Raw genomic sequence first — 11,661 nt, forward strand, 5'->3', positions numbered from 1 at the left:
AAACTAGAGGTTTTACCCTATGGAACTGCACAATCGACTCTAATCGGGGAAGGCTACGCTAATCTTTTCTCTTCTAAGGAGTAACGCCAATGAAACCCTTATTGCCCAAAGCTAAATCCGGGTTGAATTTGCCATACCTCGGGCTAAACAACATGAAGTCCGGCGCATAGTGGATTTAAACAGAAAAGCCCTTTAAAAAGGGCTTATATCAACTTTTTTTTACATTTAATATCTTGCCTTGAACTAACTTTTGGCAGTACTTGCGGTATTAGGTTTGCTCGATTTCTTTCGTCATTTCTACGATGCCCCATAACTCCCAACTTCTTATTTAATTTGGGGAAACAAGGTGTTGTTAATCATCATTCCAACTTTAAAGGTGGCCCGATAACCTTCATATCATTTTTTTCAAAAAGCCTATTTATTTCTTCCGTAGTCGGTGCATGGTCAAGGGCAGCCACCGATACGAAAAAGTCCTCCAATTTACCTGCCGGTTGTAAAATTACGGCCATTTTTCCATTTTCCGATTTTTGTGTCCAGGCATGGGGAACCTTGCGAGGTAAAAATATGCTATCCCCTACGGCCATATGATATTTCTCATCCCCTACCTGAAAATAGTATGCTCCTTCGAGGATGAAGAAAATCTCGTCCTGCGAAGTATGTACATGAAGGGGGGTACCTCTACCCTGGGATAATGAAGTCTGCTCAAATAGCGCCACATTGCCATCGGTGTCTTTGCCGGACACTTTGACATCCAAAATATTGGAATTCACACCTTTCAATTTTAAATGGCCATGATATCGGCCTTCCCCTGCATTGATCTTAAAACCCTTTTCCTTACGTTTTGTCATTTTCCCAAATGATCCAAATGCCAACATCGGTATGGTCGAGAAGGCGAGAAGTGCTGCAATGAATCCTTTTCTTTTCATAGGTTGAAGTATTACGTTAATAGGGCATTTTCAAAGACCCCCGGTAAAATACCAACTCTAATGTAGTCAATAAAACCATTTGATTTTAAAAATCTTACCGCAAGCAGAAGTCGCTTGTTGGAATTGGCAATCTGCTGGTTTTGAGGCCCTATAGCGGTAATTTACGGCGTCAAAAATAAACTGTTTCACGATGGCTTAATTTACCATGGGTTGAACTTTGAAAATACGCCAATAACCATGTAAACCGTATTCTCAATCCTATAAGTTATCGCCATGGCCGGCCTATATCCTTCACTTCCCATTAAAGGCCAAGTTCATCCATTTTTTGCTTTTCATATCGGCTATCCTCAGCCGGATACCTTAACAACCGGTCATATTTCCCCGATTGCTTTGCCATGGCATAAATCAAGCTTTCCCCTGCAAAATCGAGGTCAGGCACCGTAGTGAATATGGGGTCTTGATACGCTAGCGTGGCATCGACTACATCCCACCCCTTTTCTTTGAATTTTTCAACAAGGTCGCCGAGAAATAGTGCGGAAGTCAAATTGTGGTGTAGTAAGAGGGTGTGATTGATATGTTTTTCATTTATACCAAAGGAAAGTTTCTCGTAAAAGTCCGCCCGTTCCAAGATGTGGTGTAGATAAAAGTCCCTGAACTTTTCAATTTCAGTCTTATCATAACCTACTTCCCGCATTCTTTGGATCAACCGTTGGTTTACATACCAGTCCGAAGCGTCAATGGTCACATAACCATTGGAATACTTGTTGGCGGCAAGAATGGTTCTTATACTATCGACTTTACGTGCGTTCTGGCCCTCCTTTAAATATGGAAATCGAAACAATTTTACGCTATGTTCAAACTTCGAGATAATCGAATCCGTTTTCAGCAATTCCTTTTCAAAAAGCCCAGCAGAATTTGTTTCGGAATTGAAATTTGGATGTGTGAACGAATGATTCGCTATGCGATGTCCTTTATCATTCCAGCTTTTCAGTAGAAATTGACCTTTTTCGTCTGATTTATTTTTGCCGGTAACGAAAAAGACAGCTTTTAGATTTTCGTTATCCAGATGGGATAAAATCATGCCGTTCCATTCCTCAAATTCAAAACCTGCCAGCGCTGAGGTGATTCCATCGTCGAAGGTAAAACTGACTATGGGTTTTGTTGGCGTGCTTGTGATTTTTTTCGATGGTGTGGTTGGTGCATTTTTACACCCGAACAGCAGCATTGAAATCAAGAGAATGCTTAAGCGGTTATTTTTCATGTCTTCTAAGATGCAGCTAGGTTGCCCAATTTGCCATCAACGTTTCGGAATTCGCTCTTTTTTAGTTCACCCAGCCCACAAAAAATTACTTCTTGGCTTTTTTCAATCGCTTTTCTTCTTTTTTTTCCTTAGCACTTTTTGCGGGTTCTTTTTTTACATTTTTCTTTGAATCCTTACCTTTTGACATGATATACGTATTTAAGTGTTTGTTTTCTGATTACTGTTTTTATCGATTTCAATGCCATGTGGCACATCGTCTAAAGATAAGGATTTTAACTTGTTAAGTTCAGCCTAATTTCCCTAGTACTATTTTTATGTAGTCCGTATTGGGAGTACTACTGCGACCTTGTTTTTCACTATTCCCATTCAACAAATTACCGAGGCAGGCATCAGGCGTCCGTCTCCCCATCACAGTTATGGTCAATCCCATCCATTTTTTCTGTAGCCAAGGGATTAATCCCGGGATCGGCATCATCACAATCGTTTCGATTCGACACGTAACCCATAGGCGCTGAGCATGCCTGAAAAGGTTTGGTTAGATCACCGAATCCATCGCCGTCTGCGTCTTTATAAAACGTGATGACCTCACAATCACCAGCCTGTAGGGTTTGATCCACTGCCCTTAACAATGACAATTCATGTACGGTGTCTTGGGTAATCTCCCAAAACATCACCCCATTGAGTTTTTTCTTTGCCAGCTGTGTTTTTGCGACGATGGTAGGGATCCCATTGAAATACAAACTGTCCAATTGGTCGACATAGGCATTTTCGGGATTTTCACGGACTATCTTACGATACGTTTTGGAGTTGGCCGGTTTTGTGAATTCCCAACCATAAAAAGGCATCCCAAGAACAATTCGCTCTGATGGTATTTTTCGTTCATCGATCCAGAATCGCACAGCCTCTTCGGCATATGAGAATGGCGCATGTGGACCGACATCATTTGGTCGCCATGGTCCGGTTTTATCGTATACCATTACATTGATGAAATCATAGGCCTCCAAAGATTGTTGGGTAACGGATTCATGAAAACCAACGGCGCCCAAAGCACATGAAATACCCTTTCCTTGTGCATGCATTGCATCCCGCAGTTCGAGAACGAATGGCGTATAGGCATTACCGATAAACGGCAATAGGTTCCCTTCGATGTCTACATCAACCCCATCCAGATCATTATCCGCGACGTAATCCAAAATGTTTTTTATGAACGTTGGCATGTTTTCTGGTTGTAAAACGGAATTCCAGATTACGGTATCGACCTCACCACCTCCGGCCAGTGAAATAAATACTTTTAACCCAGCTTCATGCCCTTTTTTGACTACCGGTTTGATATCGGTATCACTTTGGAACAACAGTTTTCCATCTTCATCGGGATTTGCAAAGGCAAGATTCAAGTGCGTGAGTTTCTTAAGTTCCAAATCATCGATTCGATCAAATCTACCGCCACCAAGATAGCCTACAATTTTAAAACCAGGATCTTCAATATATATATCTGGACCCGTGGCATATGCTTTTTCATCCTTTTGGTCACAAGAAATTAGGGTCATGAGAATAATAAGTACGGTACAAACAGAAAGGAAGTAAGTTTTTAAATATGCCATTTTTAAAATTTTATAATCGACGTCTGTCTAGTCATCATTTGGTAGAAGGTCTGGAATTTTTCAACACCCTCACAGGAACGTTTTGTAATGCAATTTTTTTTGACATTAATACGGGATGAATTTCAAGTATCATATAGTCTGCCCTCTTGTTGATAGAAATATTTAAGCTCTTTATACGCCCCTATTGCGAAATGATTGGTGCATGAGGTTGGTCTTTATTGATTTTCAAAACTCTGAACCGCCAAGTCATAACTTTGAAGGCCAAAGCCCAAAACAACCCCCTTGGCCGCCGGGGAGATATACGAAGTATGCCGAAAGGTCTCCCTACCAAACGTATTTGAGATATGCACCTCGACCACCGGCGTGGTAATCGATCGGATCGCGTCACCGATCCCAATGGAAGTATGGGTATAGGCCCCTGCATTCAAGATGATACCGTCATAGGTAAAACCGACCTCCTGAAGCTTATCGATAAGCTCCCCTTCGATGTTCGATTGGTAATAGGCCAAGCTTACCTTCGGGAATTTTTCCTGAAGCTGCTTAAAATAGGCTTCAAAAGTGGTGCTCCCGTAAACTTCGGGTTCCCGTTTGCCCAAAAGGTTCAAATTGGGCCCGTTGATGATCATTATTTTCATTTTTTGTCTTTTTCGACCTTAGCTACCTTAGTACTCCTTATGACACCGTACTAACTACCCTACCCATTGTAAAGGATCTTTTGTAGGTCAAGTTTCATTTCTAGGCATAAAAGTATCGAATTATAGGACATAAAAAAAGGGAAGCCCGATGGGTTCCCCGAATGTGGTTTTTATTCTTGGAAAATATTCAGATCATCGACTGCGTTTGGACTTAAAGGTATATAAGACCCCGAGGTTGAGTGTGTTCCATGATGCCCCATCGAGTTCTACCGTGGAATAGGAGAAATTGACCTCGGTACTGGGGCCCATAAGATACCCGATAATGGGTCGGTAATACAAGCCTCCATCGTTACCTTCATTGATACCCATGGCATACCCCCCATCTACCCCTAAGGAGAATGAGTTCGAGGTCCAAATACGAACCGAAGCGGCTAAAGGCACAAACTCCACGTTGGGAAAATCGGCGGCTATGGCCTCTGAACTGAAACTCTCGGCGAAGCCATGTATGAACCCCGTGGCAATACCAATATCGATGGTTTCGTTCACGGCATACATATAGCCCCCATCCAGAGCCAGGGTCAGAGTTACAGCATCATTAAAATCATTGATAGGAAAGCCCGCATGGAATCCGAGTTTAAACCCTTCTTGGGCTTGGATTCCCATTCCCATAAGTACGAGAATCATGGTAAATAGTATTTTTTTCATTGGTTTAGGTTGGTTTGGTTATCGAATAAAACTACATGCATGAACGCATCCCAGGTCTTTTTGTTGCAAAAAGCCCTAAAAATATCTCCCAAGGAATGCAAGGATCACTTTAGGATAGGCGTATTGTATGGCCAAAGACACCAAAAAAAACGACCCTTTTTTAGGGTCGTTCATGTCTTATTGTTTTTGGTGTTATCTAACCTTTGTAGGGTAAAATATACTGTTTATTGCACTATAATCATCAGAACATATAGGCCAGCCCGACTTGGAATGCGGACCCTTTTATATCGAGGACCCCACCGGCTGGACCTGAATACCTGTCGCTCACCTCAAAGGAATACCCTGCCTGAATGGTAAGGCTTTCGGTAACATCAAAGCCTGCTCCCAAACCTTGGTCTACCCCAACGGTACGAAGTACGTCGTCTACATCACCATGGGTGCCTAAAAGTTCTTCAGCATCGCGAATGGTTCTTTTAATACCGTCCAAATTGGAGGAAAAGTTCAATTATGATTCGGCCAGTACATGAGATTTATCGGCTATGTAATACTTGGCCATAATGGATAGGTACACAAAAGAAAGATCCTCGGACTTCCCATAGGTCAATTCGGGTTATCCATGAAATTTTTCGGTAGCGGCCATATCGACCAAAACACCCACATAAAAACCGGTATTGTTTATGTTTGCGAATTTTTCAACACCGACAAGGTTCCATAAGGAATTACCGGTCTTAATATCCACATTGGTGTTAAATAGTCCGCCCGTGACCCCAAAACGAATAGGTTCCTGGGCATGGGTCATGGTCATGGCGAAAAGAGTGGTCAACGATAAAAGGAATAATTTTTTCATAATGGCATAGTGTTTAGTGAAACAAAAATGAATTGCTTTTTCCTTGGAATAGAAATACAATGCCTACATCGAAAAAGTGTAAAAAAAAAGCGAAAACAGAAACTGTTTTCGCTTTCACCCTATTGGTTTTAGATTATTATAGACTGAATAGTACTCCTAGATTTACGGTTGACCATGTGCCACCGTCCAAACTGATACCGGTATAGGAAGCATTGATCTCAATACCTTCACTAACGGCATATCCTACGGTAGGTCGATAATAGAATCCACCATCGTTACCGTCATTGATACCCAAGGCATACCCTAAATCGGCACCGATAGAGAATTCCTCGGAAGCCTTATAACGGGCTACCCCTGCCAACGGCAAAAACTGCACGTCGTCAACTTCAATTGAAAAGGTAGAATCTCCAATGGTCTTCCCAAAAGAATTGGTAAAACCGGTGGCAACCCCCAAATCGAATTCACCCGCCGTTTCGAACATATACTGGGCATCCAAACCAACGCTGAAACCGGAAACATCCCCGGCATCCCCGACCGGTAGGCCCAAATTAGCGCCAAGTTTAAAACCATCCTGTGCATTCATTGAAAATCCAATCAATGCCAATGATGCTACTAAAACTACTTTTTTCATAATTGTTTATTTAGTTAATGAATTTTAAAATTTAAACTTTATAAATTATGCCCAAACTTAGATTGACATCAATTGTCCGACTAATTTTCGTTGTGTAGTTATTAGAATACGTTGTGAAGCGACGATATTTGTGGTTTGAGAACGCATTTCAACGATAAAAACCCAATCTTTGTACCATGAAATGGAAACAAGCCTTGGAAGATTTCGAACACTATCTAAAGATAGAACGGGGATTATCTGAGAACTCCATTAAGAATTACCTTTGGGACGTTGCCAAATTAATCGATTTTCTTGAAGACAATACCCTGAACCTAAGTCCTTTGATGATTGACAAGGATACGGTACAGCGCTTCATTTACGAAATTGCCAAGACCATAAATCCCCGTTCACAGGCCCGCATTATCTCGGGCCTGAAGAGTTTTTTCAACTATTTGAACTTTGAAGGGTATCGCACCGATAATCCCATGGACCTCTTGGAGTCGCCCAAAATCGGTAGAAAACTTCCAGATACCCTCTCAGAAGATGAGATCAACGAAATTATTAGTGCTGTTGACCTTTCCAAACCAGAAGGAGAACGTAACCGAGCCATCCTAGAGACGTTATATGGTTGTGGATTGCGGGTTTCCGAACTCATCAATCTTCGTATATCGGACCTTTTTTTTGAAGAGGATTTTATTAAGGTCACCGGGAAAGGGGATAAACAGCGCTTTGTGCCCATCAGTGATTTCAATAAAAAATATATCAATATCTACCAAAAGGAGATTCGGGTTCATCAGAACATACAAAAAGGATACGATGACATCCTATTCTTAAACAGACGGGGCAAACAGCTCACGCGGGCCATGATATTTACGATCATAAAACAGTTGGCCATCAAGATCGGAATGGAAAAAAGTATCAGTCCACATACCTTTCGCCATTCCTTTGCTACCCATTTATTACAAAATGGGGCCGATCTTAGGGCGATCCAACAAATGTTGGGTCATGAGAGCATCACAACAACCGAAGTATATATGCACCTTGACCGCACCCATTTGGCCGATGTCATGAACAAATACCATCCCCGTAAATAATGCAATGCCCCGTATAAAATAGGTTAAGGGGAATCATGAAATAATGGCACAATGCCAAGCAATTTTGATAGGAATTCCCGATTTTTAACGATAAGTGTAACATTTCTAAATTTGATACTACTAATACGGTAGCAACTACCAACCAAAGCGTGAACAAAAAACTGGAGCATCAATTTGTGACCGAGCTTGAGAACAATCAGAACATTGTTCATAAGGTATGCACATTGTATACCAATGATAGGCATTCGCACAATGATCTGTTCCAGGAAATAACGATACAGCTATGGAAAGCTTACCCAAAATTCAGAGGGGAATCAAAATTCAGCACTTGGATGTACCGGGTTGCGCTGAATACCGCCATCACACTGTACCGAAAATCAAAAAGAAGCATACAGACCCAAGATTATGACTCAGTCATCTATAAGATCACGGCCAATGAATATGACCCTAAGGAAGAAGAACAATTAAAGCTGATGTATGCCGCGGTGAAGCAATTGGGCGACATCGAAAAAGCATTGGTGTTCCTTTATCTAGAGGATAAGGACTACCGTGAAATTGCCGAAACGCTCGGTATAACCGAAGTGAATGCCCGAGTTAAGATGAACCGGATAAAAAAGAAATTAAAAACAATATTGAACCCTTGACCTTATGATCGATGAACTGGATTTATTAAAAAAGGATTGGCAGAAAAGGGAGGCACATCATCCCCAGTTGTCATTTGACCAAATCCATAAAATGATCTGGAAGAAATCTTCCTCAATCGTAAAATGGATATTGATCATCAGTATTTTGGAGATTACCTTACCGAATTTGATCTACCTTTCCCCTTCCTTACGGGAAAAGAATTTCCTTGGGGAAATAGAAAGCTATAATACCATTTTCATCGTCTTCAATGTTTTTTTCTATGGTATTGTGGCCTATTTTATTTACCAATTTTATAGACGGTATCGCGAAATCTCGGTCTTGGCCAGTGCCAAGAGTTTGATGCACCAGATCATCAAGACCAGAAAAACGGTGAAAAACTATATCATTTTCTGTCTTTCAATGGGTCTTGTTTTATTTGCTATATGCATTTTTGGTATCTACCTCGATGATAACATATTGCTCGCTTTCGATGGTATCGCCGAAAAGAGCCGGGAGATTCCCTTTGAAAAGATCAAGACCACTGCGATCTGGGTACTTTCTATTGGAGCGATTGTATTTACGGCCGTTGCTGCTGGCATTTACTTCCTACTCTACGGATTGTTGTTGCGAAAACTGAAACGAAATTACAAGGAATTGAAACAATTGGAGGTTTAGACCTTTTTTCTATTTCGATATCGGCGGAGCTCATTCTCTTCTTCCAAGGCCAGAAGTTCTTTTTGGGAAATCACTTTTAAGAACGAAGGATGTTGCTCAATGGCGTACTCCAACTTCTCGATGATCGAATCAAAAGACTCATTTTCATAATCGATATCCAAAGGCTCTTTTATGACCAAATGCTGCAAAATGCCCTTTTTCTTGATACGTAGCCCTTTTTTGTCAAAAGAACGTCTAAAACCATCGATTACAACCGGTACGACCACTGGTCTGTATTTTTTAATAATATGTGCCGTTCCTTTTCGCAGCGGTTTCCAGGGCGTAGTAGTCCCCTGGGGGAAGGTAATGACCCAACCGTCGTTCAAGGCTTTTCCTATGTTGGAAATATCGCTCATCTTCACCTGCCGATTTACATCCTGTCCCTCTGCCCGCCAAGTGCGTTCCACACTTATAGAACCTGCATAGGCGAATATCTTTGTCAAAAGACTTTTTTTCATGGTCTCCGCTGCTGCTACATAATAGACATTCAATTTCGGATTCCATAGGTACCCCACATTCTTTAGGGAATCGTCCCGACCACTTAAACTGGCATTAAAGACGTGGAACATGGCCACCACATCGGCAAAATAGGTTTGGTGGTTGCTCACAAAAAGCACATTGGTATCCGGAAGATTCCTGATAATTTCAGACCCTTCGATTTCCAACGTATTGAACCCTTTATACCGCTGATGGGTCATGAAACCCATAATACGGATAAGCCACTTTTTTATAAAAAGAATATGACCGAATGGATTTTCCTTGAATATGCCCATAAAAGCAAATCTACAAAATAAGTGCTATAAAACCTGCTTTAAAAGTTCCTTGATTTCGTTGAGCATCATGGCCGTAGCACCCCAGACGACGTAACCGTTTAATTTAAAAGCGGGCACATCCATATCCTTTGCGTATGACGTCGATAATTTTTGGGTAAAGACCTTGGATTCATCCATAAAGTCCAGTAAAGGCACCTCAACCAAGGCGGCTACTTCCGAGGCTTGCAACACAAAGGGCTTGGGATTTTCAGCCAGACCCATAAATGGCTTTACCTCAAAATTACTCGGTGGAATGTAGATCTCGCTCAATGATTTAATGATGGATATTCGTTCGGGGGGCACGCCTACCTCCTCATGGGTTTCCCGCAGTGCCGTGTGCATGATATCAAGATCCTCTTTTTCCGCCTTACCTCCAGGAAATGCGATTTGGTTTGAATGTACCCCTTTGTACGACTTGCGCAAGATCAAAAGTAAATGGGTATCTTTTTTGCCATCGGGATAAAAAAGGGCCAGAACACCCGCTTTCTTAGGGTTTGCATTTTTGATCTGCCCTTCCTCCATGGCCTTTATACGAATCAAGGGGGCCATTTTATAATGGGAAGCACGTCCCGGTAAGGGTAGATTTTTTATTTTTGAACTTCGTGCGACAAAATCATCAAAATCCATGGTATTCAATAGGTTCATTTTCATTACAATAGTACTACTAATATTTTTGGTTTCTTGCAAAAACGACCCCAAAACAGGGGACCGAAAAGAAAAAAATGAGGTAGTGCAAAAAGATTCCGTAGCGCCAAACAAGGACGCATTGCAAGAAGAGGAAGAAGAAGCTTTTGTGCTGACCGAGGACAATGTCATTGATTTCTTTTTTAAGTACAACAAGACCCTAAAGGAAGATAAGGTGAGGATCACGACCGATTTCGGTAGTTTTACCATTCAACTATACGATAATGTGCCCTATCATAAGGCAAACTTTATTTATTTAACCAAAAAGGGGTATTTCGATAGCACCCAATTTCATCGTGTGGTCAAGAATTTCATTATTCAAGGAGGGAACTCCGACGACCAGGCCACAGGTGAAAAACGAAGGGCCATAGGCAGGTATTTGCTCCCTCCTGATGCCAACAAGGGGTACAAACATCATCGGGGCACCATTTCAATGCCGAGTAGTGAAGTGAATAATCCACATATGCTGGCTTCACCTTTTGAATTCTTTATTGTGGTCACCAAACCGGGATCTTATCATTTAGACGGGGATTATACGCCCTTCGGAAAAGTAATCGAAGGTATGGATGTGGTGGACAAGATCAATGCACAACGTGTGGGTAAAGGTGATTGGCCCTATCAGAACATCTACATCACCAAGGCGGAAGTAGTTGAATAGATAGTTGTTTGTTGATGGTTTATAGTTGATGAGCGTCGAAAGTCAAAAGTTGTAAAGTCGAAGGTTGAGGGGAGACGGATGACGGGTGACGGGTGACGGGTGATCTTTGAGAGTTAGGAGTGCGTAGTTATGAGTTGAAGGAAGACGGAAGACGGGTGAGGGTCCGAAGTCTAAGGTCGAAAGTTGATGGGAGACGGGTGACGGAGGTCAGTAATCAGTAGGCAGTAATCAGTTGTCAGTTCGAGTGATTTTCCAAAGCCCCGAATGCTCGGGGGTATCGAGAACCAGAAGTCAGAATTCAGATGCAAGTAGCTAGTAAAAACTTCGTGCAACGAAAAGCGAATGGCGATTCAATACCAAACGGTCAGTTCGAGTGATTTTCGAAAGCCCCGAATGCTCGGGGGTATCGAGAACCAGAAGGAAGTAGTGAACAGTGGGCAATGAACAGTGAATAGTGAACAGTTATATATTCGTTGAAAAGTTGGATTTT

Annotated in this window: 14 protein-coding genes; 4 read left to right on the forward strand and 10 right to left on the reverse strand. The window is 41.8% G+C overall.

Annotated features, from left to right (window positions below; translation table 11 throughout):
• Positions 1-359: 359 nt before the first annotated feature.
• The 8 genes from WBM98_RS08090 to WBM98_RS08125 all read right to left on the reverse strand — a co-directional run bounded on the left by WBM98_RS08090 (position 360) and on the right by WBM98_RS08125 (position 6,606).
• Positions 360-926: a cupin domain-containing protein gene (locus tag WBM98_RS08090; protein ID WP_424365514.1), complete on the reverse strand. Its 567-nt coding sequence runs from the start codon at positions 924-926 to the stop codon at positions 360-362.
• Between the two features lie 301 nt (positions 927-1,227).
• Positions 1,228-2,187 (reverse strand): polysaccharide deacetylase family protein, encoded by a 960-nt coding sequence (locus WBM98_RS08095; protein ID WP_424365515.1) that lies wholly within the window; start codon positions 2,185-2,187, stop codon positions 1,228-1,230.
• A gap of 389 nt (positions 2,188-2,576) precedes the next feature.
• Positions 2,577-3,788, reverse strand: a complete 1,212-nt coding sequence (locus tag WBM98_RS08100) for a glycosyl hydrolase family 18 protein (protein ID WP_424365516.1) — start codon at positions 3,786-3,788, stop codon at positions 2,577-2,579.
• Between the two features lie 215 nt (positions 3,789-4,003).
• Positions 4,004-4,423, reverse strand: coding sequence for a type II 3-dehydroquinate dehydratase (gene aroQ, locus WBM98_RS08105; protein ID WP_424365517.1), 420 nt, complete (start codon positions 4,421-4,423; stop codon positions 4,004-4,006).
• Between the two features lie 192 nt (positions 4,424-4,615).
• Positions 4,616-5,128: a hypothetical protein gene (locus tag WBM98_RS08110; protein WP_424365518.1), complete on the reverse strand. Its 513-nt coding sequence runs from the start codon at positions 5,126-5,128 to the stop codon at positions 4,616-4,618.
• A gap of 241 nt (positions 5,129-5,369) precedes the next feature.
• Positions 5,370-5,633: a hypothetical protein gene (locus WBM98_RS08115; RefSeq protein WP_424365519.1), complete on the reverse strand. Its 264-nt coding sequence runs from the start codon at positions 5,631-5,633 to the stop codon at positions 5,370-5,372.
• Positions 5,634-5,738: 105 nt separating this feature from the next.
• The gene (locus tag WBM98_RS08120) at positions 5,739-5,975 is read right to left on the reverse strand and encodes a hypothetical protein (protein WP_424365520.1); all 237 of its coding nucleotides are present in this window, start codon (positions 5,973-5,975) and stop codon (positions 5,739-5,741) included.
• Between the two features lie 136 nt (positions 5,976-6,111).
• The gene (locus tag WBM98_RS08125) at positions 6,112-6,606 is read right to left on the reverse strand and encodes an outer membrane beta-barrel protein (RefSeq protein WP_424365521.1); all 495 of its coding nucleotides are present in this window, start codon (positions 6,604-6,606) and stop codon (positions 6,112-6,114) included.
• Between the two features lie 176 nt (positions 6,607-6,782).
• Here WBM98_RS08125 and xerD point away from each other — a divergent pair, with 176 nt between their 5' ends.
• The 3 genes from xerD (at position 6,783) to WBM98_RS08140 (ending at position 8,978) form a co-directional block, all read left to right on the forward strand.
• Positions 6,783-7,679, forward strand: coding sequence for a site-specific tyrosine recombinase XerD (gene xerD / locus WBM98_RS08130; RefSeq protein WP_424365522.1), 897 nt, complete (start codon positions 6,783-6,785; stop codon positions 7,677-7,679).
• A gap of 149 nt (positions 7,680-7,828) precedes the next feature.
• Positions 7,829-8,323, forward strand: coding sequence for an RNA polymerase sigma factor (locus WBM98_RS08135; protein WP_424365523.1), 495 nt, complete (start codon positions 7,829-7,831; stop codon positions 8,321-8,323).
• Positions 8,324-8,327: 4 nt separating this feature from the next.
• Positions 8,328-8,978 carry a hypothetical protein gene (locus WBM98_RS08140; protein ID WP_424365524.1) on the forward strand — a complete coding sequence of 217 codons (651 nt, stop codon included), beginning with the start codon at positions 8,328-8,330 and terminating at the stop codon, positions 8,976-8,978.
• Here the strand turns inward: WBM98_RS08140 and WBM98_RS08145 are convergent.
• Positions 8,975-9,790 (reverse strand): lysophospholipid acyltransferase family protein, encoded by an 816-nt coding sequence (locus tag WBM98_RS08145; protein WP_424365525.1) that lies wholly within the window; start codon positions 9,788-9,790, stop codon positions 8,975-8,977. The genes WBM98_RS08140 and WBM98_RS08145 overlap by 4 nt on opposite strands.
• A gap of 24 nt (positions 9,791-9,814) precedes the next feature.
• Complete coding sequence (locus WBM98_RS08150) at positions 9,815-10,456, reverse strand: NUDIX hydrolase (RefSeq protein WP_424365528.1); 642 nt, start codon at positions 10,454-10,456, stop codon at positions 9,815-9,817.
• A gap of 103 nt (positions 10,457-10,559) precedes the next feature.
• On the opposite strand from WBM98_RS08150, the gene WBM98_RS08155 reads away from it, so the two are divergent.
• Positions 10,560-11,171, forward strand: a complete 612-nt coding sequence (locus WBM98_RS08155) for a peptidylprolyl isomerase (RefSeq protein ID WP_424365526.1) — start codon at positions 10,560-10,562, stop codon at positions 11,169-11,171.
• Positions 11,172-11,661: the final 490 nt, after the last annotated feature.

The organism is Maribacter sp. (assembly GCF_049667165.1).
Lineage (GTDB): Bacteria > Bacteroidota > Bacteroidia > Flavobacteriales > Flavobacteriaceae > Maribacter_A.

Excerpts from the sequence above, each read along its gene's own strand:
- WBM98_RS08140 (WP_424365524.1), top strand. The coding sequence starts at position 8,328 with ATGATCGATGAACTGGATTTATTAAAAAAGGATTGGCAGAAAAGGGAG.
- WBM98_RS08110 (WP_424365518.1), bottom strand. The coding sequence starts at position 5,128 with ATGAAAAAAATACTATTTACCATGATTCTCGTACTTATGGGAATGGGA.
- aroQ (WP_424365517.1), bottom strand. The coding sequence starts at position 4,423 with ATGAAAATAATGATCATCAACGGGCCCAATTTGAACCTTTTGGGCAAA.
- WBM98_RS08125 (WP_424365521.1), bottom strand. The coding sequence starts at position 6,606 with ATGAAAAAAGTAGTTTTAGTAGCATCATTGGCATTGATTGGATTTTCA.
- WBM98_RS08150 (WP_424365528.1), bottom strand. The coding sequence starts at position 10,456 with ATGGATTTTGATGATTTTGTCGCACGAAGTTCAAAAATAAAAAATCTA.
- WBM98_RS08095 (WP_424365515.1), bottom strand. The coding sequence starts at position 2,187 with ATGAAAAATAACCGCTTAAGCATTCTCTTGATTTCAATGCTGCTGTTC.
- WBM98_RS08100 (WP_424365516.1), bottom strand. The coding sequence starts at position 3,788 with ATGGCATATTTAAAAACTTACTTCCTTTCTGTTTGTACCGTACTTATT.
- xerD (WP_424365522.1), top strand. The coding sequence starts at position 6,783 with ATGAAATGGAAACAAGCCTTGGAAGATTTCGAACACTATCTAAAGATA.
- WBM98_RS08120 (WP_424365520.1), bottom strand. The coding sequence starts at position 5,975 with ATGAAAAAATTATTCCTTTTATCGTTGACCACTCTTTTCGCCATGACC.
- WBM98_RS08090 (WP_424365514.1), bottom strand. The coding sequence starts at position 926 with ATGAAAAGAAAAGGATTCATTGCAGCACTTCTCGCCTTCTCGACCATA.
- WBM98_RS08145 (WP_424365525.1), bottom strand. The coding sequence starts at position 9,790 with ATGGGCATATTCAAGGAAAATCCATTCGGTCATATTCTTTTTATAAAA.